Origin of the sequence: Lentzea sp. CC55 (genome assembly GCF_021056325.1) — a bacterium.
Lineage (GTDB): Bacteria > Actinomycetota > Actinomycetes > Mycobacteriales > Pseudonocardiaceae > Lentzea > Lentzea jiangxiensis.
In genome coordinates, this window is record NZ_JAJCXE010000001.1 from 1 (window position 1) to 21,290 (window position 21,290).

The 21,290-nt window shown below is 68.1% G+C and carries 20 protein-coding genes, 1 tRNA gene and 1 pseudogene; 10 read left to right on the forward strand and 12 right to left on the reverse strand.

Annotated elements, in window-relative coordinates; all coding sequences use genetic code 11:
- The 3 genes and pseudogenes from L6E10_RS00005 to L6E10_RS00015 all read right to left on the reverse strand — a co-directional run.
- Window positions 1-393 (reverse strand): annotated as a pseudogene (locus L6E10_RS00005) (hypothetical protein); the annotation flags it as partial.
- A complete protein-coding gene (locus L6E10_RS00010) occupies window positions 390-962 on the reverse strand; it encodes a hypothetical protein (protein ID WP_236215705.1) in 573 nt (190 codons plus the stop codon). The gene L6E10_RS00010 and the pseudogene L6E10_RS00005, both read right to left, overlap by 4 nt.
- Before the next feature lie 136 nt (window positions 963-1,098).
- Window positions 1,099-1,740: a dienelactone hydrolase family protein gene (locus tag L6E10_RS00015; RefSeq protein WP_236215706.1), complete on the reverse strand. Its 642-nt coding sequence runs from the start codon at window positions 1,738-1,740 to the stop codon at window positions 1,099-1,101.
- A gap of 76 nt (window positions 1,741-1,816) precedes the next feature.
- On the opposite strand from L6E10_RS00015, the gene hisC reads away from it, so the two are divergent.
- Window positions 1,817-2,884 carry a histidinol-phosphate transaminase gene (gene hisC / locus L6E10_RS00020; protein WP_236215707.1) on the forward strand — a complete coding sequence of 356 codons (1,068 nt, stop codon included), beginning with the start codon at window positions 1,817-1,819 and terminating at the stop codon, window positions 2,882-2,884.
- Window positions 2,885-2,888: 4 nt separating this feature from the next.
- Here the strand turns inward: hisC and L6E10_RS00025 are convergent, their stop codons facing one another.
- Window positions 2,889-3,638, reverse strand: coding sequence for a sulfite exporter TauE/SafE family protein (locus L6E10_RS00025; protein ID WP_236215708.1), 750 nt, complete (start codon window positions 3,636-3,638; stop codon window positions 2,889-2,891).
- A gap of 88 nt (window positions 3,639-3,726) precedes the next feature.
- The gene (locus L6E10_RS00030) at window positions 3,727-5,955 is read right to left on the reverse strand and encodes an SdrD B-like domain-containing protein (protein WP_236215709.1); all 2,229 of its coding nucleotides are present in this window, start codon (window positions 5,953-5,955) and stop codon (window positions 3,727-3,729) included.
- Between the two features lie 244 nt (window positions 5,956-6,199).
- Between L6E10_RS00030 and L6E10_RS00035 the strand changes: the two genes are divergently transcribed.
- The 3 genes from L6E10_RS00035 (at window position 6,200) to L6E10_RS00045 (ending at window position 7,900) form a co-directional block, all read left to right on the forward strand.
- Window positions 6,200-6,619, forward strand: coding sequence for a helix-turn-helix transcriptional regulator (locus tag L6E10_RS00035; protein WP_236215710.1), 420 nt, complete (start codon window positions 6,200-6,202; stop codon window positions 6,617-6,619).
- An 11-nt stretch (window positions 6,620-6,630) separates the two neighbouring features.
- Window positions 6,631-7,035 carry a VOC family protein gene (locus tag L6E10_RS00040; RefSeq protein WP_236215711.1) on the forward strand — a complete coding sequence of 135 codons (405 nt, stop codon included), beginning with the start codon at window positions 6,631-6,633 and terminating at the stop codon, window positions 7,033-7,035.
- Between the two features lie 157 nt (window positions 7,036-7,192).
- Complete coding sequence (locus L6E10_RS00045) at window positions 7,193-7,900, forward strand: class I SAM-dependent methyltransferase (RefSeq protein ID WP_236215712.1); 708 nt, start codon at window positions 7,193-7,195, stop codon at window positions 7,898-7,900.
- A gap of 500 nt (window positions 7,901-8,400) precedes the next feature.
- Here the strand turns inward: L6E10_RS00045 and L6E10_RS40615 are convergent, their stop codons facing one another.
- Window positions 8,401-8,955, reverse strand: a complete 555-nt coding sequence (locus L6E10_RS40615) for a pentapeptide repeat-containing protein (protein WP_236215713.1) — start codon at window positions 8,953-8,955, stop codon at window positions 8,401-8,403.
- A 236-nt stretch (window positions 8,956-9,191) separates the two neighbouring features.
- Between L6E10_RS40615 and L6E10_RS00055 the strand changes: the two genes are divergently transcribed.
- Window positions 9,192-10,973: a pentapeptide repeat-containing protein gene (locus tag L6E10_RS00055; protein WP_236215714.1), complete on the forward strand. Its 1,782-nt coding sequence runs from the start codon at window positions 9,192-9,194 to the stop codon at window positions 10,971-10,973.
- 309 nt (window positions 10,974-11,282) lie between these two features.
- Here the strand turns inward: L6E10_RS00055 and L6E10_RS00060 are convergent, their stop codons facing one another.
- From L6E10_RS00060 to L6E10_RS00070, 3 genes are all read right to left on the reverse strand, one after another.
- Complete coding sequence (locus L6E10_RS00060) at window positions 11,283-11,900, reverse strand: hypothetical protein (RefSeq protein ID WP_236215715.1); 618 nt, start codon at window positions 11,898-11,900, stop codon at window positions 11,283-11,285.
- A gap of 106 nt (window positions 11,901-12,006) precedes the next feature.
- Window positions 12,007-12,091 (reverse strand) — tRNA-Ser (locus L6E10_RS00065).
- A 28-nt stretch (window positions 12,092-12,119) separates the two neighbouring features.
- Window positions 12,120-12,551, reverse strand: coding sequence for a MarR family winged helix-turn-helix transcriptional regulator (locus L6E10_RS00070; protein ID WP_236215814.1), 432 nt, complete (start codon window positions 12,549-12,551; stop codon window positions 12,120-12,122).
- Between the two features lie 164 nt (window positions 12,552-12,715).
- Between L6E10_RS00070 and L6E10_RS00075 the strand changes: the two genes are divergently transcribed.
- The 4 genes from L6E10_RS00075 (at window position 12,716) to L6E10_RS00090 (ending at window position 17,356) form a co-directional block, all read left to right on the forward strand.
- A complete protein-coding gene (locus tag L6E10_RS00075) occupies window positions 12,716-14,431 on the forward strand; it encodes a bifunctional UDP-sugar hydrolase/5'-nucleotidase (RefSeq protein ID WP_236215716.1) in 1,716 nt (571 codons plus the stop codon).
- A gap of 93 nt (window positions 14,432-14,524) precedes the next feature.
- Window positions 14,525-15,085: a hypothetical protein gene (locus L6E10_RS00080; protein ID WP_236215717.1), complete on the forward strand. Its 561-nt coding sequence runs from the start codon at window positions 14,525-14,527 to the stop codon at window positions 15,083-15,085.
- Between the two features lie 54 nt (window positions 15,086-15,139).
- Window positions 15,140-15,886 carry a hypothetical protein gene (locus tag L6E10_RS00085; RefSeq protein ID WP_236215718.1) on the forward strand — a complete coding sequence of 249 codons (747 nt, stop codon included), beginning with the start codon at window positions 15,140-15,142 and terminating at the stop codon, window positions 15,884-15,886.
- A 573-nt stretch (window positions 15,887-16,459) separates the two neighbouring features.
- Complete coding sequence (locus L6E10_RS00090; protein ID WP_236215719.1) at window positions 16,460-17,356, forward strand: neutral zinc metallopeptidase; 897 nt, start codon at window positions 16,460-16,462, stop codon at window positions 17,354-17,356.
- Window positions 17,357-17,416: 60 nt separating this feature from the next.
- On the opposite strand, the gene L6E10_RS00095 is transcribed toward L6E10_RS00090, so the two are convergent.
- Together L6E10_RS00095 and L6E10_RS00100 are read right to left on the reverse strand one after the other, a co-directional pair.
- Window positions 17,417-18,922: a M28 family metallopeptidase gene (locus L6E10_RS00095; protein ID WP_236215720.1), complete on the reverse strand. Its 1,506-nt coding sequence runs from the start codon at window positions 18,920-18,922 to the stop codon at window positions 17,417-17,419.
- A 79-nt stretch (window positions 18,923-19,001) separates the two neighbouring features.
- Window positions 19,002-19,634 (reverse strand): GNAT family N-acetyltransferase, encoded by a 633-nt coding sequence (locus L6E10_RS00100; protein ID WP_236215721.1) that lies wholly within the window; start codon window positions 19,632-19,634, stop codon window positions 19,002-19,004.
- Between the two features lie 45 nt (window positions 19,635-19,679).
- On the opposite strand from L6E10_RS00100, the gene L6E10_RS00105 reads away from it, so the two are divergent.
- Window positions 19,680-20,645, forward strand: a complete 966-nt coding sequence (locus tag L6E10_RS00105; protein WP_236215722.1) for a zinc-binding dehydrogenase — start codon at window positions 19,680-19,682, stop codon at window positions 20,643-20,645.
- On the opposite strand, the gene L6E10_RS00110 is transcribed toward L6E10_RS00105, so the two are convergent.
- The gene (locus tag L6E10_RS00110) at window positions 20,629-21,273 is read right to left on the reverse strand and encodes a class I SAM-dependent methyltransferase (RefSeq protein WP_236215723.1); all 645 of its coding nucleotides are present in this window, start codon (window positions 21,271-21,273) and stop codon (window positions 20,629-20,631) included. The genes L6E10_RS00105 and L6E10_RS00110 overlap by 17 nt on opposite strands.
- Between the last annotated feature and the right edge of the window lie 17 nt (window positions 21,274-21,290).

A 21,290-nucleotide genomic window follows, 5' to 3' on the forward strand; every position in this document is an offset into this window, starting at 1 on the left:
GTTGCTGGTCTCGGTCGTGATCGCGACGGACACCTTGGTGGCGTAGTTCGCGGTGTCGTCGACCCAGTTGGTGACCTCGGTCAGGCCGTCACGGGCGAGCCGGGCGGACTCGCTGTCCCAGCCGACCGCGGAGTCCTCGACGGCCTTGAGCAGGCTCGCCCGGACGCCGGCGATGTCCTCGCCGATCTTCTGCCAGTTCGCCGCGGCGGTCTGCGCACCGTCGAGGTTCACCCCGGTGTGCACCATCTTGTAGAGCTCTTCGTGCGAGTACGTCATCCAGTCGACCGGCTCGTGCAGGTAGCTGCGGTCGTACTTGTGGTCGTCGTGGTGGTGGTTCGAGGACTTGTCGTCCCGGTGGCCGTTGCCCCTGTTGTCGTGCGATCCCTGACTCACCAGGACCCCCCGGCGTTCTTCATGGCCTTCTCGGCCTCTTCGTCGGTGTCGCGGATGCTGTCACGGCTGCGGCGCAGGGCGTCCCCGATGTCGTCGAGGACCTTGAAGAGGTCCAGCAACGCCTTGGCCGCCCCGGAGTCCTCGCCGACGGCGAGGTCGGCGAACCGCGCGCTGATCGCCTTGGCGACCGGGTTCTCCCCCAGCTGCAGCGGTGTGGCCAGCTGGTCCGTCGCGCGCTTCCACAGGTCCATCACCTGGTCGCGGGCGGCGTCGACGGCCTTGATCAACGCGTCCGCGGACTCGACGTCGAGCGTCAGCTTGCCGTCGTCGGCGGCCTGGTCGAGCTTGGCCGCCGCGTTGCTCGCCTGCGCCTTGTCCACCAGCATCTGCTGCTGGAGGGCGGGTTTCGCCGCTGCCAGCTGCTCCGCGGTGATCGGCGCGGTGACCGACGTCGAGACGTCGGGGGTCACCGGCGGTGCCGCCGCGGCGGTGGGCCCGGTGGTTGTCGTCGTGCCGGTCGTACCAGTCGTCGTACCCGTGGTGGTGCCTGTCCCAGTGCCTTCAGCCATCCCTCATAACCCCCTGCACTGCATAACTCGTCACCGCAGCACTGGGCGTTACGCAGCGCTACACCCAGTCAGCCGTCCGAAGCACTCCTTAGATGTACCCGGACGACGGTTCGGTTCCAATCCGCCGGAAAGACTCTTACCTCATGTGAGCGTCGAACCAGTTCAACGCACGAGACCACGCTTCGTCACTCGAAACGGTGAAACGCACCAGATCTGACGCGGTTTCCGAGCTGATCACAGCATCACGAAGCTTGCTCACTTCTTCCGAGTCCTCGTCGCGGAAGATCCCGAGCCACGGGCAGGAGAGGTCCGCGGCGACGTCGACCAGCGCGGGCAGCCCGTCGGAGAGCGGCTCGAGGATGCCGGGGGCCTGCACGGTGACGGCCGCGCCGATGGTGCGGCTCGCGGCGACCACCATCGCGACGGTGCCGCCGATGTCGAAGCCGACGACGCCCATGCGGTCGGCGCTCACGCCCTGCTGGCCCAGCCAGACGAACGCCACGTCGGTGTCCGCGAGCAACCGGTCGCCGTTGAGCTTGCTCACCCGGTCCTTGATGTCGGCACCGTGCACGCGGTCCTCGTCGTAGAGGTGCGGCGCGATCGCGAGCCAGCCCTCGTCGGCGAGGCTGCTGACCAGCGTGCGCACCCCCGCGGTGATGCCTCGGGCCTCGTGCAGCACCACGAGCCCGCCCCGCACCGCGGAGTCGGGTTCGGCGATCGTCACCCGCAGCTCACGGCCGTCGGAGAGGGAAAGCGTCTCGATGCGGGTAGTGGTCATGATTCCCACCCTTCCACGACGGGGTGAACTCCAGTCAACGTGACCAATCGGACGGAGCAATGCGAGGATCGGGCGTATGACCGTGCGAACCCGTGCTGACCTGGCGTCCCTGCCGTCCTACGTGCCCGGCAGGACCATCCCCGGCGCCATCAAGCTCGCGAGCAACGAGGTGTCCGCCGGACCGCTGCCGAGCGTCGTCAAAGCGATCGCCGACGCGGCCACCGGCATCAACAGGTACCCCGACTCGGGGAGCACCGAACTCACCGCCCGCCTCTCCGACAAGCTCGGCGTGCCGGCGGACCACCTGGCGCTCGGCTGCGGCTCGGTGACCCTGTGCCAGCAGCTCGTCCAAGCCACCTGCACCGAGAACGACGAGGTGCTGTTCGCGTGGAGGTCCTTCGAGGCCTACCCGATCGTCACGCACGTGGCGGGCGCGCGGCAGATCCGCGTGCCGTTGAACTCGGAGCACACGCACGACCTGGACGCGATGCTGGCGGCGATCACGCCGAACACCCGGATGGTCTTCGTCTGCAACCCGAACAACCCGACCGGCACCGCGCTGCGCACCGACGAGATCGAGTCGTTCATCGCGCGCGTGCCCCGGGACGTTCTCGTGGTGCTCGACGAGGCCTACAAGGAGTTCGTCGACGACGCCCACGTCCCCGACGGCGTCGAGCTCGCGAAGCAGCAGTGGGCCGCGGGCCACAACAACGTGGCCGTGCTGCGGACGTTCTCGAAGGCGTACGGCCTCGCGGGCCTGCGGATCGGCTACGCGGTCGCGCCGCCGGTCGTCGCGGACGTGCTGCGCAAGGTCTACGTGCCGTTCTCGGTGAACGCCCTCGCGCAGGTGGCCGCTCTGGCCTCGCTGGACGCCGAGGACGAGCTGATGGTCCGCTGCCGCGGGATCGTCGCGGAACGCACCCGCGTGCGCGGCGAGCTGCTGGCCATGGGCTACGACGTGCCGGAGACCCAGGCGAACTTCGTGTGGCTGCCGCTGGGCGAGCGCACGGGCGCGTTCAACGAGCACTGCCTGGAGCACAAGGTCGTGGTGCGCGCGTTCGTGGGCGAGGGCGCCCGCGTGACGATCGGTGAGCCGGAGGAGAACGACGCCTTCCTGGCCGCCGCCCGCGCGTTCACGGTCTGAGCGGTCACTTCACGAGCAGCTGGACGATCGCCGCGACTCCCACCACCACGATGACGCCGCGCAGCACGGCGGGTGGGAGTTTGCGGCCGATCTTGGCCCCGATCTGGCCACCGACGACCGACCCGACGGCCAGCAGCAGCACGGCGAGCCACGCCACGTCCGCGATGAAGATGAACATCACGCCCGCGACGAGGTTCACGAACGCGGTGAGCACGTTCTTCAGGGCGTTGAGCCGCTGCAGGTGCTCGCTGACGAGCACGCCCATCAGCCCCATGACCAGCACGCCCTGGGCGGCGCCGAAGTAGCCGCCGTAGATGCCGGCCGCGAACACGCCGAACCACAGCAGCACGCCGCCATCGTTGTCGTTGCGCCGGTGGGAGAGCTTGCGGTTGAGCCACGGCTGGATCACCACGAGGACCAGTGCGACCACGATCAGCACGGGCACGATCGCGGTGAAGGCCTCGTCCGGCAGCGTGACGAGCAGGATCGCGCCGACGACGCCGCCCAGGATCGACGCGGGCAGCAACCGCTTGACCCGGTCCGCCTGCCCCTTGAGCTCCTCGCGGTAGCCCCACGCCCCGGACAGCGAGCCGGGCACGAGGCCGAGGCTGTTGGAGACGTTCGCGACCACGGGCGGGTACCCGACGGCGAGCAGCACGGGGAACGTCACCAGCGTGCCGCTGCCGACGACGGTGTTGATGCCGCCGGCGAACACACCCGCGATGACCACCAAGATGGCTTCCCAGACCGTCATGCCACCCCCGTTACCCGATGGTTCGCGACGCTAACACTCCGTTCGGACCAGCGAGGTGTGGCGCTGCTGACAGCGGGGGTGGTGCCGGTCAGGTCGTTCTGCGACGCCGGCCGACCACTCCGGCGCCGAGGCCGAAGGCCACGAGCAGCGCACCGACCAGGCCGAGGCCGAGCACGGAGGCGCCGGTCCTGGCGAGCGCGCCACCTCCCCGGTGGCCTCCGGTGTCCCCCGTGCCCGGCGGTGCGGGAGCTGACTGCGGCACCACGAAGACCAGGTGGAAGGCGTCGCCTTCGGGAGACGCCCTGACCTCGCCGGTGTACCCGCCCTCGAACCGCCACGGCCCGTCGACCTGCAGCCAGTAGGTGCCGGCGGGCACCCGGTCGTAGGTCAGGACCCCTTCGGCGTTCGTGACGGCCTCCGCGACGACGCCGCCGTACTCGGGCTCGGTCATCAGCCGGACCCGGACGCCGGGGAGCAGTTCGCCGGGACCCGCCCGCAGGTCGCGGTCCTCGTCGTGCGCGAGCTGCGCCCGCACCGTGCCGGTGCCGCCGGGAACGCTCGCCCAGTCGTAGCCGACGACGACGTCCTCATTCCACCTCACCCACGGCGCGAACCCGCAGTGCACGACCACCTTGCTGGTCCTGCGCGCTTCCTCGGGCACCTTCGCGGAGACGACGACTGTCTTCGTCTCGCCGGCGGCGAGCGTCAGACCGGGCTCGTGCAGTTCACCCCAGTTCGCCTGCACCGGCCAGGTGTTCTCGTACCTCGCGCAGCCGGCCTGGACGTCGGTCAGCGCGTAGGAGCCCTTGTTGGTCAGCGTGACGGTGATCCGCACGTCGTCGCCGACGGCGTAGACCGGCCTGTCGAGCACGGTCGTCACCTTGAGCGCCTCGGTGTACGGGCGCTCCGCGCGTGCGGTGAGGCGTTTCGGTGCCCCTGGGAGCACGCGGACCTGAGGCTCACCACTCTCGCGGTGCACGACCCACCCGCCGTCGAGCTTGTAGCCGGCGGTGTAGTCGCCGGAGGGGATGTTCTTGAACTCGTAGCGCCCCTCGGCGTCGGTCACGGTCTTGAAGTACCCGTGGGGCGCGCCGCCGTTGATCTCCACGACGGCACCCCCGGCGGCCTCGCCCGGGTCCTGCCGCCGGTTGTGGTTCCTGTCGACGTAGACGACGCCGGTCAGGTCCCCGCGGGTCTGCACGACCTCCGCGCTCGCGTTGACGTGCCTCGGATGGTCGTTCGGCATGCCGCTGTAGCCGAAGTACAGCCACAGCTGCAGCTTGCCGCCGGTGAAGTGGCGGATCCCGCCCGACAGGCTGAACGTGCGGGACTCCCCGCCCGCGATGCGCACGCCGGGGCCGTGCCGGTCCGCGTCACCCCATTGCGCGTCGGCGAACTCCACGTCGTAGGTGCCGTTGTCGACCCGGAAGCGTTCCGCGGGCATCCCACCGGTGTTCGTCACGACCAGTTCCGCGCGCACGGTCTCGTGCGACTCGTAGCGCGGCTTGTCGAACTTCACCTCGTACTCCAGCGAGGCGGGCTCGTGGCCGCCGGGCACCTTCGTGGGGCCGACGCCGCCGGTCACCTGCTTCTCGACGTGCAGCCGCGCGCCGTCGCGGTTCCACGCGGCGTTCGGCGCGAACTCGCAGTCCAGGGTGAACTTCCCGGCGCTGACCGCCTCTTGCGGGATCCGCGCCGTGCTCTTGACCGTGCGCCGTTCCCCGGCCGCAAGCGTTTGGCCGGCCACGTCGAGGTCGAGCGCGTTGCCGGCCTTCGCGCGGTCGCACACGGCCTGGATGCCGTCGATCCTGCGGTCGGCGGTGTTGGTCAGCTCCACCGCGACGATCGCGGACGCCGGGTGCTCGTAGCTGTCGCGGTCGAAGGTCGCGGTCGCCTTGATCTGCTCCGAGTAAGGCCGCTCCGCCCGCACCGCCACCTCCGCGGTGACACCGGCGGTGACCGAGATCCTGTCCGGTCCCCCGGCGTGGACGTGGTGCACGACCCAGCCGTCCGGCAGCTCATAGGACGGGACGTGGTCGCCTGGGGCGAGGCCCGTGAAGGAGAACCGGCCGTCCGCGTCGGTCGTCGTCTTCTCCCGGGCGACGGTGACCACGCCGCCCTCGACCGCCTCGCCGGGGTCCTGCCGCCCGTTGCCGTTCTTGTCGGCGTAGACGACACCGGAGACGCTGGGCTCGGCGCTTGGTGGCGTCGAACCGTTCTGCGCGAACGCCGTGACGCTCGCCGTGCTGAACGACAACCCGGCGACGACGGCCACAACGCCGCTCTTGAGCACGGCAAGGCGCGATCTGCTGGACAACGGTTCCCCCCGGAAGACTTGATCGTCCGCCGGGTGCCCCCGCACGCCTCCGCCGGACGTCCGGAAAGTACCGCGAACGGACTTCTCTCCGAAGCTTTTTCAGCGATTCAAGGGTCCTGATCTGTGGATTCACGTCATTCCGATGACATTTCAAGATTTTCTTCCAGGCGGGGCAACCGACCTCGCGGGAAAAGCGTGAGCACAGCGGGGACGGGTGTGTCCGCGGCCTGGCATGCTGGTCGGCGTGACGCCGGAGGACCTAGCGCACCTGCGCCGGGCACGTGACCTGATGGACCGCGAGTACGCGAATCCGTTGGACGTGCCCGCGATGGCCCGTGCCGCCCTCATGTCGCCGTCGCACTTCTCGCGCCAATTTCGCGCGGCCTACGGCGAGACCCCGTACGGCTACCTCATGACGAGGCGCATCGAGCGCGCCAAAGCGTTGCTGCGCCTGGGAACGCTGTCCGTGACCGAGGTGTGCGTCCAGGTCGGCTGCACCTCGCTCGGCTCGTTCTCCGCCCGGTTCACCGAACTGGTCGGCGAGACCCCGTCCGCCTACCGCGCACGGGCGCACGACGCGCTGGCCGCCGTGCCGGGATGCCAGTTGAAGGGCCTGACGCGACCGAGCAGGTTTCGAGAAGCGACGCGCACACGTTCTACCTAGGGTTTCATCCCATGAAGCTCTCGCACACGTTCCTCTTCGTCCACGACCAGGACGCGGCCCTGAAGTTCTACCGCGACGTGCTCGGCCTCGAAGTCCGCACCGACGAGACCATCGAGAACGACTACCGCTGGCTCACCGTGGGCCCCGCCGACCAGCCGGAGGTCGAGATCGGCCTGTCGCGCATCGGCCCGCCCGTCCCGCCGACCGACCACGAAGCGCTGGAAGCGTTGCTGGCCAAGGGTTCGCTGCTCGGCATCATCTTCGAGGTGCCCGACGTCGACGCGAAGTTCGACCAGGTCCGCGCGGCCGGCGCCGAAGTCATGCAGGAACCGGTCGACCAGTACTACGGCGTGCGCGACTGCGCGTTCCGCGACCCGTCCGGCAACATGATCCGCTTTTCCTCGCCTCGCAAGTAAAACCGCTTCCGCTTTCCGCGCCCCACGTGCTTCAGTGGTGCCTTCAGGCGTACTCAGAGACAAGGTCGATGCCATGGGCAGCCCCGGACACACCGGGTGCCTTCGCAGTACCCGGTGACCCTCGCGTTCTTCTCCCGCGATCACCAGGAGCACCACCGTGACTTGGTACACCTCTTTCTTCACCGATCTCGCCAACACCTTCTGGCGCGGCGCCGTCCCCCCGTCGCAGACCACAGCGGAGATCGACTTCGCGACCGGTCTCACCGACGGCCGCCGCGTGCTGGACGCACCGTGCGGCAGCGGCAGGCACAGCATCGAACTGGCCGGCCGCGGCTACACGGTCACCGGCATCGACATCTCGGCCGAAGCCATCGCCCACGCCAGAACGCTCGCTCCCTCGCTGGACTGGCGCCAAGGCGACGTGGCGGCGCTGGGCTCGTTCGGCGTGACAGCCGACCTGGCCCTGTGCATGGGCAACAGCTTCGGCTACCTCGACCACGAGGGCTCGCGGCGGTTCCTGCGCGACCTGGCCGCCGCCGCACCGCTGCTCGTCATCGACTACAGCTGCGCGGCGGAGTCGCTGCTGCCCTCGCTCCCCGGCGAGATCCGCATGTCCGCGGGCGGCGTCGACATGGTCGCCGTGAACACCTACGACGTGGCCACGGGCCGACTGCTGATCGACTTCACCTTCAGCGACGGCGAGCGGACGCAGCGGTCGACCTGCGTGCAGCACGTCTACACGGCCGGTGAGCTGACCCGGATGCTCGTCGAGGCCGGGTTCTCGTCGGTCGAGCTGCACGGGGGCGTGGCGGGCGAGGCGTTCTCGGTGGGCAGCCACCGGTTGCTGGCGGTGGCACGCCGCTGACGCGGACGGGGCTGTGGAGGACGTCCTCCACAGCCCCGTCCGGTGTGCGGAAGCGGAGGGATTTGAACCCCCGGACGGTTGCCCGTCTCCCGTTCGCAAGGGATCGGCATGGTCGCTCAAGCCTATTCGCGGGAGTTCTTAAGGCTGGTCAGAGGACTTGTGCCGAAACGGCTGAACTATCATGAACGATCCCGTATGAGACTGTCCGCGAGACTGCGTCATCTACTATGGATCGTTAATATGCTGCGTGGCCCAACCTAATTGGCGAGATCAGGGTCGATCGGTCAGCCGCTTACTTGTGCTGGTTGACAGTGGCGGGCCAGGTTCTGGCGTTCGAAGGCTGCCAGCACCTACGTAGAAGTGTCGTCCTGATCCGGTGACAGATAATGGTTGACCTCGTTCGGAACGGCGTCATCGAACTGTGCACCGTCGAACCCGGCGATCCTATTGAACTGCGCCTCGTCGAAAAAGGCGGCGCCGCCGAACCGCATCTCACTGAATCAGGCGTCGCCGTTGAATTGCGCTGCGGTGAACCAGGCGTAGCCGTTGAACCGCGCCTTGACGAACTCGGTAATACCGCTGAACTGCGCCTTGTCAAACCGAGCATTGCGAATGATCACGTTGGTGAGGTCGAAGTCGACCAGAATGGCTTCGGTGAGGTCGAGGTCGATGTCTGGCCAAAAGGTGTGGGCTGGGCGCGGGAACCATCGCGCCCAGGCGCGGGCGGGTGTGCGGGGCTGAAGGTGGTCGCGCAGGATGCGCTGGGCGGTGAGTCGGACCTCGCGTTCTTGTCGGGCTTCCTGATCGGCGTCTTTCGGTGTGGTGTCCGGAACGGCGCCTGGGAGAGGGCGTGCCCATCCAGGTCGCAGGGGTGCGCGTAAGCCTCCGAGTTTGCTGGTGCCGGGGATGCGGGGTGGGGTACAGGGGGAGCGCAGGTAGGCGCAGATGACGTCGACGATGGTTTGGCGGTGTGCCGGGTTGTCCTGGGCGACGCGTTCAAGGGCGTAGAAGCCGCCGTGGCGCACGGCGGCCTTGTCCGAGCCGAACTGCTCCACTGCCTTGACGTAGAGCTCGGTAAGTCTGCGTTCGGTGGCGTCGTGTTCGGTGGCCTGCTGCCGCCTGCGCGCGTTGGTGTGTCAGGCCAGGGTGGGAGCATCCGCTGCAGTAACACTGTGGGTGAGTTCACGATGCCGTGTGCGTGACGACTGCTGCGACTTCGCCCTCCACTGATCGCCCAACAGGGCGGGTGACCCGTGTCCGAGGGGCGGTGACCGGACGACATGGGCTGGGGGTGCTGGCCTGGCTGCTGGCCGCCGCAGGCCTAGGTATGGCGATGTGGATGGCGAGATCCTGGTCATGGTGGTCTATGGCGTGGGTGTGGCTGGGCCGGTGGTGGATGGTGCCGATCACGGTGCTGCTGCTCGTTGCCGCAGCAGCACTCGGGGTGCTGCGATCTCGTCACCCGGACTTGTCGCCCCGCCCGGTAGCGGAGCCGGGGACGGAGGTGATGCCGGCGTTGACACCGCGGGCAATCCTGCTCGGCGGGCTCGTCCTGCTGGGTTTGGGCGTCACTGCGGCGGTGCTGCTGCTGGTCAACTTTTCCGGGACCAATCCGCGAGACCGGTTGGACGCGATCCGGACCGCGGCCACACTGCTGGTGGGCACCGGTGGTGCCGCCGCACTGCTTCTGGCCGCCCGCCGGCAACGCGCGGCCGAGCTATCCCTGGCAGTGCAACGCAAGACCGCCGCTGATACCGCGCACGACGCGGCGGCGCGGCGGATCACCGAGTTGTACCTGAAGGCGGTCGAGCAGTTGGGCTCAGACAAGGCTGCGGTTCGCCACGGTGGCCTGTACGCACTGGAACGCGTCGCCCAAGACAACCCCGACCAACGCCAGACCGTGATCAACGTGATCTGCGCCTACCTGCGCAGCCCTTTTACACCGCCGCCTGAGCGGCCCGCCGCACGTCGGACCGGGCTATCTGCAGCCGACCGCCGAAGCACCGCGACAAACCGCGTCGCCGCTCGCGCTGCGACCGCGCGCCGTATCAGCCTCGCGCCACCCGTATCGGCTGTCACGTCCGAGCAGTTGCGGCAGGAACGCGAGGTCCGGCTCACTGCGCAACGCATCCTCACCACCCATCTCTGCCTCGGTCACGACAGGACCGCCAGCCAGCCGGCCAACCTCCGGTATTGGGCCGAGGAGTATGACCTAGATCTCACTGACGCCACACTTATCAACTTCAACGCCGCTCGCCTCACTGTGCGACAAGCGATCTTTGCCAACGCGCACTTTTTCGGCGACGCGCAGTTCGGCGAGGCGACCTTCACCGGCCCTACTTTGTTCGACAAGGCGACCTTCACAGGTGACGCACTATTTGGCGGGACTAACTTCATCGGCGACGTGCGGTTTAACGAGGCGAACTTCACCCGCCTTACCTTCTTTGAGAAGGCGGTCTTTAATGGCGATACACTGTTCGGAAAGACGGCTTTCATCGGTCGCGCGCGTTTCGGCGAGGCGAACTTCAACAGCCATACGTGGTTCGGAGAGTCGATCTTCACAGGCGTCGCGCACTTCGATAACGTGACCTTCAGAAGCTATGCGCAGTTCGACGAAGCGATCTTCAAAGAAAACGCCTGGTTCGACAGGGCCACCTTTATCCGCGACGCGATATTTGGCAAGGCGACCTTCAGTAAAAATGCATGGTTCTTCGGAGCGAACTTCACCAGCAAAGCATGGTTCGGCAAAGTGACCTTCACCGGCCGCGTGCAGTTCGACAAGGCGATCTTCGCCGGAAGATCATGGTTCGACGAGGCGACCTTCACTGACGACACGTACTTCGACGAGGCGACTTTTACGCATATCGTATCAATGAAGGGGGCTGTAGCGACGGAAATATCGGTCGGGCGTGCGTGGCCGGCTGGTTGGACGATTGACGATCATCGCCAGGGATCCGGATTTGCTAATGAAGTACTGAACATGAGGCGACTGGTTCCAGTACCAGTCGTGCTTACCCAACCCAAACCGAGCGCTCAACTGCAGAGTGAGCATCCCGATAGATTGCCGTACTGAATTTCAGGTGGCCGCGTCAGGATGTTGCGATCTTTTTAAGGGGCCCGCGAAACGATTAACGACAAGCGCTTGACGTGCCGTTTCACGTCTCCCGCAGGCTGGGCGCAGATCAGTTCGCACCACTTCGGCGCTAAGCCCGCCAACGACGGTCGCGAGAGCAGCATCGTCGTGACGTTTGGTCCGCAGATCTTCCGTGCATCTAACGAGCCCGAAAGACTTCGGGCTCTTTGGCCCGCTGCGCCAACTGGACAGGAATTATCTTCTCCAGGTCGGCGATCGTTCGAGTCGAGCCAGTGGCCAATGCTATACCTAGCGATTCTTCGATCGCGACGCAGGCGTCAACTGTTCTCCTGCAAGAGCGCAGGTCTGCGCCAGCCGCGCTAGGTAGTTGCCGCGGTCACGGTGATAGCTGCTCGGCAAGGAGCCAAGTACATCCCTGAACGCGCTAACCGCGTTCTCAGCCCGTCCAAGCTCAAGCTGACATTTTGCATTCGTGATTTTCAGGTAGAGACCGGGCTCGCAGTAGCGACCTACAGACGGGTCACCGTCCGGGCGCACACCAATACCTAATTCAGTCAAGTACGCCGCAGTATCCAGCGCGCGGTCTGTCTCGCTATGATTCCCTGACATCGCATGCCCAATCGCTTCCGTTTGAGTAGCGAGCGCACGGACGCGGGCGGTCACTATCGACTCGTCACGTTGCGCCAATCGCGCCAACTTTGCCGCGTAGTACGGGTCACCTTCTCCGACAAATTGAACCGCGCGCCGCGTCAAGACGAATGCACTCATACGCTCATCACCGGCAGCGTTCGCAGCTTCATACGCGTGGTCGTACCAGCGCGTTGCATTGCTCATGTCGCCACTGTCATGGTTGAGCCACTTCGCGAATTCGGCGTAACCAGCTTCGATGGCTAGAAGTTCATCCATAGCCTTGCCAGTAAATGGGCACCCGAATGATACTGGAAATGAGACTGGACGCAGCAGGGGTGGCTCACCGACTGGTGAGCCACCCCTGTTTGCGCTGGTCAAACTGCGGAAGCGGAGGGATTTGAACCCCCGGACGGTTGCCCGTCTCCCGCTTTCAAGGCGGGTGCATTCGGCCGCTCTGCCACGCTTCCCCGACGCCACCGGCGTCAGCCGAGAAGCCTAGCCGTTCGACTCCCGCAGGTGTGTGATGACCCGGTCGAACACCTTGGCCAGCACCTCGCCCTCCTCGGGGGTGAGCAGGTCGACGATGTGGGTGCGCACGCCGCGGAGGTGGGTGGGGGCGGCCTCCACCAGTTGGGACATGCCCTTCTGGGTCAGCTCGGCGAGTACGCCGCGGCCGTCCTCCGTGCACTCGCGGCGGGTGACGAGGCCTGCTTTCTCCATGCGGGCGACCTGGTGGGAGACGCGGGACTTCGAGGAGGCCACGTCTTCTGCCAGCTGGGTCATGCGCATGCGGTGGTTCGGCTGTTCGGAGAGGCGGACGAGGACCTCGTAGTCCGCCAGTGACACTCCGTGGGTGTCCTGCAGCTCCCGGTGCAGGCGGTCCATGAGCATCGAGGAACCGTTCACGTAGGTGCGCCACGCCCGCATCTCGCCCTCGTCGAGCCAGCGGGGCTCCTGCTCGCTTGGTGTCACGGGAACAAGGCTAGACGGCAGGATGACGATCCTGTCATTCCTCTGGAAAACGGGGCCTTCGCGAGGCAGACTCCTCCGCCGTACACGCGCGTTAACCTTGCCTTCGAAAGGCTTCACCCATGAGTTCGTTCAGACGGCTCTCCGTTCTGGCGATCACCGCCGCCGCGGCCACTGTCATCAGCGCTACCGGGCCTGCCCAGGCCGATGTCCAGTCACTGCGCGGTCGGGGCACGGTTGACGTGCGCCTGATCGGCATCAACGACCTGCACGGCAACATCGAGCCGCCCACCGGGTCGTCGGGGCGCGTCATCCTGCCGGACGGCACGACCGTCGACGCCGGTGGCGCCGCTTACAACGCCACGCACATCAAGAACCTCCAGAGCGAGGTCAAGAACTCCGTCATCGTCGGGCAGGGCGACCTGATCGGTGCTTCGCCGATCGTGTCGGCGCTGTTCCACGACGAGCCGACGATCGAGGTGCTCAACAAGGTCGGGATGGACACGACCGCGGCGGGCAACCACGAGTTCGACGAGGGCTACCAGGAGCTGCTGCGCATCCAGCGCGGTGGCTGCCACCCGGTGGACGGGTGCCAGTTCAGCGAGAAGTACGAGGGTGCGAAGTTCCCGATCCTCGGCGCGAACGTCACGCACGCCAAGACCGGGCTGCCGGCCCTTCCGCCGTTCTGGGTGGAGATCCGCGACGGGATGCCGATCGGCTTCATCGGCATGCCGCTCAAGGACGTGCCGATCCTGGTCGACCCCAACGGCATCAAGGACCTCCAGTTCGGTGACGAGGTGAAGGCGGCCAACAGGTACGCGAACCTCCTCGACGCCATCGGCGTGAAGTCGATCGTGCTGCTCGTGCACCAGGGCGACCAGGTCACCTCCTCCGGTGGCGGCCCCAACGCGTGCAACGTCGCCGCCAACAACCCCGGCAGCTACATCGCCACGAACGTCAGCCCGAAGATCGACGCGGTCTTCTCCGGCCACAGCCACCAGCACTACAACTGCGTGATCAAGGACCCGGCGGGCAACCCGCGGCCGTTCATCGAGGGCCTCGCGTTCGGTCGTGAGCTCAGCGTCGTCGACCTCAAGATCGACCGCCGCACGCGCGACGTCATCCGCGGCGAGACCAAGGCCGACAACAAGATCGTCACCCGCACGGTCACGCCGGACCCGACCGTCCAGGCGATCATCGACCTGGCCAAGCAGAAGTCCGGCCCGATCGCGAACAAGCCGGTCGGCACGATCAGCTCGGACATCCTGCGGGCGCAGAACGCCGCCGGTGAGTCGCCGCTCGGCGACCTGATCGCCGACTCGCAGCTCGAGGCCACCAAGGGCAACGGCGCGGTGCTCGCGCTGATGAATCCCGGCGGTGTCCGCGCGGACCTCACGTTCGCCGGCTCGCCCGCGGGTGAGGGCAACGGCGTGGTGACCTACGGCGAGATGTTCACCGTGCAGCCGTTCGGCAACATCCTGCAAACCGTCACGCTGACCGGCGCGGAGATCAAGAACGTGCTGGAGCAGCAGTTCACCGCTGCCCGCCAGTTCGTGCTCCAGCCGTCGTCCGGCCTGAAGTACACGTGGTCGAAGGGTGCGGCGTTCGGCTCGAAGGTCTCCGACGTCACGCTCAACGGCGCCCCGCTGGACCCGAACGCGAGCTACCGCGTGACGATCAACAGCTTCCTGCAGGGCGGTGGTGACGGCTTCAGCGAGTTCACCAAGGGCAGGGACATCACCGGCGGCGGCATCGACCTGGACGCGTTCTCCGCCTACCTGGCGGCGCACCCGAACCAGGGCGCGCCGGCGCTCGACCGCATCACGCAGCTGCCGTAACGGCGGCCGGCGTTGGGCCGCTCCGGTGACCGAGGTCGCCGGAGCGGCCTTTTCGCGTGCCCCGTTGCTCCGTTTGATCTAGGGTGAGGGCCGATGTCGTGGTTGCGTCGGCTCCTGCTGCTCGCCGGTCTGGTGACCGGTGCCTGGCTGCTGGGCGGCACCGGCCACGCGAACGCCGACGTCCGGGTCGAGATCGACCGGCTCGAGGTCGAGCTGGAGATCCCCCTCGTCGACGTCGGTCTCCAGGTCGAGACGGGGCTCGCACCGCCACAGCCGGAAGCGCCCGTTCCGCCGAAGCCGACCCCGCGCACCGAGAACCCCGTACCGCCGAAGGAACTTCCACCACCCGCCCCGCCTGCCGTGCAGACCTCCGTGCAGACCGAGGCGCCTCAGCAACAACAACTGCCGCCACAGCAGCACCACACGCAGCCCACGAGCCCGGCGCCCGTTGCCGAGGAACCCCAGGCGGAGCAGCCGACGCCCGGCACGCTCCCGCAGAGCGGCGCGGGGACGTCCTCCGGCACGCAGGTCCCGGTGGGCACGCTGCCGCACGCGACGCGGCCGCCCACCACCACGACATCGCTTGTCAGCACGGAACAACACGACGTCCCGCGCTCCGTGCGCGCGGAGGAACCGACGTTCTCCCCGGACTGATCCCGGCCCACGGCCAGACAGGGATCCGTCTTCGCACTCCAGGGAGAAACAGCCATGCGCAAGAACCTCAACCGCACCATGTCCGCCGCTCTGCTGACCGGTGGCCTGCTGGTCGCCACCGCCGGCTTCGCCCAGGCCGTCCCGGTGCCGCTCGACGTCGACGAGGAAGTCCGCGTCGGCAGCCTGCTGAGCGTTCCGGTCAAGGTCTGCGGCAACGCCGTCAACGTGCTGGGCAGCAGCGACGCGACCTGCCAGGACGAGCCCGCCGAGCGCGTCCAGGCCGACAAGGCCCTCGTCTCCGCGCCCGTCACGGTGTGCGGCAACGCGGTCGGTGTCGCCGGTGGCGGCAACGGCAGCTGCGGCGACACCGGGCCGAAGCAGGCCAACGGCTCCGTCGAGGCCCCGGTGACGGTCTGCGGCACCAGCGCGGCGGTGCTCGGCACCGCGAGCGGCGACTGCGGCGGGACCGGGACGCCCGAGGAGCCGCAGCCGGAACCGGAGCAGCCCGAGCAGCCCGAGCCGGAGCCCGAGCAGCCGGAGCAGCCCGGCGAGAACCCCGGCGACGAGAACCCGGGCAACGGCAACCCGGGCGGCGACAACTCCGGCGGTGGCGACACCGGCGACGACTCGGGCGCCGGCGTCCCGCAGACCGGCGACAAGGCCTCGCAGCGGGCTTCCGCGGTGGTCCCGGTCCTGTCGAGGACCGGTGCCGACCCGCTCGAGTTCCTGCTCGCGGGCCTCGGCCTGATGACCGCGGGTGTGATGGCCCGCCGCGGCGCCAGGCGCACCGGGAAAGCCTGATCGACTGATTCCGATCATTTTTCACAAATCGCCCGGCGGGATTTTCTCCCGCCGGGCGATTGCTGTCCGCACTGTCGATCTCCGCAGGTCACCCGTCCGACTTCACCAATTCAGGTTTCCCGTGAAGTGTTGATAAATACGACGATCAAGCGCATGCTCGACAACGAGCTGGCAACCGGTAGTTGAATGAAGTGGACCGCCCGGTGGCCACGCCCAGAAGGGGTAGGTGGTGCTGTGCAGGTATCTCCTCGCTGTGGCGAAACGCGGTCTGTCGCATCCCCGCGAGTGGATCGGACGTGACCGGTCCGGTCGCGACTGTGTAGCGACGAGCACGAGGTTTCGGGTGCCCAGGCGCCGTCAGGCGTCGCTCCGCGCACTTCGACGCTGTTGAGCTCGGCATCGGTGTCGCCTCATGGCGTCACCGGCTGAGCGCCACGCCAACCTCCGTGGGCCGTAGTCGTCACAACCACATGGGAAAGCCTTGGTGCGGTGCCCGACGTCGGGCACCGCACCAAGGCGTGTTTGGTGCTTTATCGTTTGCGGCACCCAGGGGGTCCTTGGCAGGAGGATGCGGTGCAGTTCAACGAAGGCGCGGGACTCGACCTTTCCCAGGTCTCGGACCAGCGGGGCGTCGGCGGCCGGGTGGCCGGTGTCGGCGGTGGCCTCGGCGTGGTCGGTCTGATCATCTACTTCCTGTTCCAGCAGTTCACCGGCATCCAGCTGCCGGCGGGCGGGCTGGAGGGCCTGGGCAGCAACACCCAGGTCGAGTCCGGCCAGCTGGCCGAGAAGTGCAAGACCGGCGCGGACGCGAACCGCGACAGCGACTGCCGGGTCGTGGCGACGATCAACTCGATCCAGGCCTTCTGGACCGACCAGTTCGCCCGCTCCGGCCGCAGCTACCAGGTCACCAAGACCAACTTCTTCCGCAACAGCGTCAACACCCGCTGCGGCAACGCCACCTCGGCCGTGGGCCCGTTCTACTGCCCCGCCGACTCCCAGGTGTACATCGACCTCGACTTCTTCAACGAGCTGCGCACCAAGTTCGGCGCGACCGGCGGCCCGTTCGTCGAGGCCTACGTGCTGGCCCACGAGTACGGCCACCACGTCCAGAACCTCCTCGGCACGTCCGACCGCGTCAGCTCCCGCACCGGCCCCACCTCCGACTCGGTGCGCCTGGAACTGCAGGCCGACTGCTACGCGGGCGCCTGGGCCAAGGCGGCGACGACCACCCCGTCGTCCAACGGCCAGCCTCTCATCACGAACATCACCCAGGAGGACGTGAACGCGGCGCTCGACGCGGCGGCGCGCATCGGTGACGACTTCATCCAGCGCGAGCTCGGCGGCGGCCAGGTCGACACGACCCAGTTCAGCCACGGCAGCTCGGCGCAGCGCCAGAAGTGGTTCACCACGGGCATGCAGACGGGCGACCCGGCCCGCTGCAACACGTTCGACACCGACAACCTGGGCTGACACCCGTCCGAGCGCAAGGCCGGGCCTCCCGGGGGAGACCCGGCCTTGCGCGTGCGAGACCTACGAAACGGCGGCGTGCGAGTGGTCCTCGTGCGCCGTCAGCGACATCTTGGCCGCGGCACGGGCCTCGGCCCGCTTCGAGCGCGGCGGCACGCCGTTGACGTCCTCGGTGGACACGCCGTAGGCGGCCGTCACGAACGCGATGGCACCGGCGTTGCGTCCCAGGGCGACCCGGTCGACGTTGCCGAGGTTGTCACAGGCGGCGTGGTAGCAGGGGTCGTAGGCGACCCCGGCCGTTCCGCCCCACTTGGCGGCCTGGGCCGCGGTCTTCACGCCCTCGGCACCGGTGAAGAGACCACCGGCGGGAATGCCCTGGGCGATGAACTCGCCGTAGTCCGAGCGGCCCGAGAAGTCCGTGCCCTCGGTGGGGATGCCCTTCGCCGCGAAGTAGTCCGCGAACGCCTTCTCGATCTGCGCCGAGCCGAACGGGCCGGGGCCCGCGCCCACGCCGTCGGAGTTGTCGCCGTCGTAGATGAAGTACGCGGCGTTCGGCGAGCCGACCATGTCGAAGTTCAGGTACAGCGCGATGTCGAGCTGCTGCTCGAACGTCAGCGAGCGGACCCACTCCTCGGAGCCGATCAGGCCGCGCTCCTCGGCGCCCCACCAGGCGAAGCGGACCGCGTTGTCGACCTTCGGGCGGGAGCCCAGCTGCAGCGCGGTCTCCAGCAGGGCCGCGGAACCGGTGCCGTTGTCGTTGATGCCGGCGCCGAGCTCGACGCTGTCGAGGTGCGCGCCCGCCATGACGACGTTGTTCGTGCGGCCGGTGCGGGTCTGGGCGATGACGTTGCGCTCGGTGCGGGTCTCCGTGTGGAAGCGCATGTCGACCGTGACGGCCGAACCGGCCTTGCCCGCGAGCGTGGTGCCGTCTGCCTGGGAGATGCCGCCGGTGGGGATCTTGCCGGGGTTGGTCAGCGTCACGTCGGAGAGCGGGCCCGCGGTGTTGTTGGACACCAGCACGGCGATGGCGCCGGCGGCGTGCGCGTTGAGGTGCTTCTGCTCGAACGTGCAGCCACCGCGGCGGATCAGCGCGACCGAGCCGGTGAAGTCCTGGCCCGCGAAGTCGCTCGCCTCGCACCCGGTGCCGGCGTCCTCGGGCACCACGCGCAGCGGGCCGGTGACGCCGCCGGCGGGGGTCTGCGGCGACGCGATCATGATCAGGGCCTGGTAGTCCACGCCGTCCACGCGGGCGGTCTCCGCGTCGTTGACGTTGATCTCGTAGCTGAACGTCGGCGTCGTCACGATGAAGCCCTCGTCGCGGAGCTTGCCCGCCACGTAGTCGACGCTCGCGTCGTAGCCGGGGGTCAGGGCGGCGCGGGTGCCGCCGTTGCGGTCGGCGATCCGCTGGAACGCGATCAGGTGCCGGTTGACGCCCTCGACGGTCACCTTCTTCGAGAGCTTCTTCGCCAGCGCGGGGCCGGCGGGTTCGGCGGCGGACGCCGTGGCGGTGGGGGCCGCGACTAATGCCGAGACGGCAAGCACAGTCGCCAGCTTGGTTCTGCCGGACATTGAACGTTCCCCTTCGTTCGAGATGGCAGAACCCTCACAAGAAGGAGACCTGGGACACAATCCGACGGTCGGCGGGTGTTCAGCTCGTGATCAGCTGAACACACTCAGCGAGCCCCTCGACGGCCACGTCCCACTCCGGGCGCACGAAGTTCTCCTTGTCCAGACGCAATCGCACGTGCTCAAGGCGTTGTCCGCGCGGTGCGGCACGCATGGTGCCGTCGTGGACGTAGCCGAGTTTTTCGCTGACGCGGTTGGAAGCGTGGTTGCCCAGCCAAGCCGCCGAACGAGCGACGTCCGCACCCAGGTGGTCGAACGCGAACTGCAGGACCGCGATCCGCATCTCCGTGCCGATCCCGCCGCCCTGGTGCTCCAGACCGAGCCACGAGCCGGTGTTGACCTCGCGCAGCACGCCGAAGTCCTTCGCGGAGATCTCCTGCATGCCGACGACCCCGCCCTCGCGCCGCGCCAGGAAGTTGATCGTCCAGTCCCCGGCGGCGAACGCGGAGCGCGCAGCCCAGTAGTGCTTGATCATGCCGAACCCGCCGTCGTCGCGGACCCAGTCCGTCCACGGCACGAGGAACGGCATCTCCTCGGGGTCGTGCACGCCCTGCTTCGCCACCTCGACGAGCTCGTGGAGGCCCTCGTCGTCGTCGGGGCGCAGCTCCAGCCGCGGGGTGCGGAGAACCAGGTGTCGCAGAGGCCAGGGGTCCATGCTCCGATGGTGCCGGAGGTGTCGAACGGTATTACGGTCGGCTGCGTGCATGCGATCACTGTTCGCGAACCCGGCGGCCCGGAAGTGCTCACCTGGACCGAGGTCGACGACCCGGTGCCCGGTCCCGGCGAGGTGTTGATCGACGTCGCCGCGAGTGCGGTCAACCGCGCCGACCTGTTGCAGCGGCAGGGCTCGTACCCGCCGCCCCCCGGCGCGTCGGACATCATCGGGCTGGAGTGCTCCGGCACGATCGCGGCGCTCGGCGAGGGCGTCACGGGGTGGAACGTCGGCGACGAGGTGTGCGCGCTGCTCGCCGGCGGCGGCTACGCCGAGAAGGTCGTCGTGCCCGCGCCCCAGGTCCTCCCGCTGCCGGACGGCGTCGACGTCGTCACGGCCGCGGCGCTGCCCGAGGTGGCCTGCACGGTGTGGTCGAACGTCGTGATGGACGGCCGCCTCAAGCTCGGTGAGACGTTCCTGGTGCACGGCGGCGCCGGTGGCATCGGCACGCACGCGATCCAGGTCGCGAAGGCGCTCGGCGCGACCGTCGCGGTCACCGCGGGCTCGGCGGAACGCCTCGCGAAGTGCGCAGAGCTCGGTGCCGACGTCCTGGTCAACTACAAGACGCAGGACTTCGTGGCCGAGGTGGGGAAGGCCGACGTCGTCCTCGACAACATGGGCGCCTCCTACCTGCCGCGCAACATCGACGTGCTCGCGCCGGACGGCCGGTTGATGATCATCGGCATGCAGGGCGGCGTGAAGGGCGAGCTGCCCATCGGCAAGCTGCTGTCCAAGCGCGCCTCGGTGATGGCGACCGGGCTGCGCGGCCGGTCCGTCGAGAACAAGGGCGCGATCGTGGCGCAGGTCCGCGAGCACCTGTGGCCGCTGGTCGGCAGCGGTGCGGTGAAGCCGGTCGTCGGCAGGGTCGTGCCCCTGCGGGAGGCCGCCGAGGCGCACCGGTTGCTGGAGGCGAGCGACGTCTTCGGCAAGGTCCTGCTCAGGCGAGAGCGGTAGCGGTCGCCAGCGAGGTCCGGGGAGCCGTGCGGAACTCGATGCCGAACTCCTCGGACCACCGCGTCAGCACGGACTGCTCGTCCGGCCGGTCGGCGTCGTCGGCGAGCACCGTCGCGCCCGGCGCCAGCACGGCGCGCAGCACGGGCAGCGCCGGGTAGCGCGAGTCGCCGGAACCCGGCCCGTCCACGAGCAGCAGGTCCACCAGGCCGAAGCGCTCGACGTAGCCGAGCACCTCGTCGTGCACCTGCTGCGGCGCGTACCACTGGCCGTGCCGCGACAACGCCGCCGGATGCCGCGACAACGGCGCGTGCACGACGCGGGCGATCGAGCCGAGACCTTCGCGTCGCAGTTGCGAGGCGGCGAAAGCAGCCGTGCGTTCGTCGTGCTCGATCGACAGCAGGTGCCCGAAACCGCGCTGCTGGAGCAGACGCGCGAGCAGGACCGAGGACGAGCCGCAGCCGAGCGCGACCAGGACGGTCCTGGCGCCGAGGACGACCTCGTCCATCACCGCGACGAGCTCGGCCGGCCGGAGGTCGCAGGAGAACCGCGGCAGGTACTCGGTGTTCAGCGACCCGATGCGCTGCAGGGCCGAGAGGTCCGCGAGCTCGCGTGCCAGCGAGTCGTCCAACGGTGCTCTCCCGTGTT

Bases quoted from the DNA above. Each gene is read 5' to 3' on its own strand.
- L6E10_RS00060 (WP_236215715.1), bottom strand. From the start codon at position 11,900: ATGGATGAACTTCTAGCCATCGAAGCTGGTTACGCCGAATTCGCGAAG.
- L6E10_RS00100 (WP_236215721.1), bottom strand. From the start codon at position 19,634: ATGGACCCCTGGCCTCTGCGACACCTGGTTCTCCGCACCCCGCGGCTG.
- L6E10_RS00095 (WP_236215720.1), bottom strand. From the start codon at position 18,922: ATGTCCGGCAGAACCAAGCTGGCGACTGTGCTTGCCGTCTCGGCATTA.
- L6E10_RS00010 (WP_236215705.1), bottom strand. From the start codon at position 962: ATGGCTGAAGGCACTGGGACAGGCACCACCACGGGTACGACGACTGGT.
- L6E10_RS00070 (WP_236215814.1), bottom strand. From the start codon at position 12,551: ATGCGGGCGTGGCGCACCTACGTGAACGGTTCCTCGATGCTCATGGAC.
- hisC (WP_236215707.1), top strand. From the start codon at position 1,817: ATGACCGTGCGAACCCGTGCTGACCTGGCGTCCCTGCCGTCCTACGTG.
- L6E10_RS00080 (WP_236215717.1), top strand. From the start codon at position 14,525: ATGTCGTGGTTGCGTCGGCTCCTGCTGCTCGCCGGTCTGGTGACCGGT.
- L6E10_RS00025 (WP_236215708.1), bottom strand. From the start codon at position 3,638: ATGACGGTCTGGGAAGCCATCTTGGTGGTCATCGCGGGTGTGTTCGCC.
- L6E10_RS00085 (WP_236215718.1), top strand. From the start codon at position 15,140: ATGCGCAAGAACCTCAACCGCACCATGTCCGCCGCTCTGCTGACCGGT.
- L6E10_RS00075 (WP_236215716.1), top strand. From the start codon at position 12,716: ATGAGTTCGTTCAGACGGCTCTCCGTTCTGGCGATCACCGCCGCCGCG.
- L6E10_RS00015 (WP_236215706.1), bottom strand. From the start codon at position 1,740: ATGACCACTACCCGCATCGAGACGCTTTCCCTCTCCGACGGCCGTGAG.
- L6E10_RS00040 (WP_236215711.1), top strand. From the start codon at position 6,631: ATGAAGCTCTCGCACACGTTCCTCTTCGTCCACGACCAGGACGCGGCC.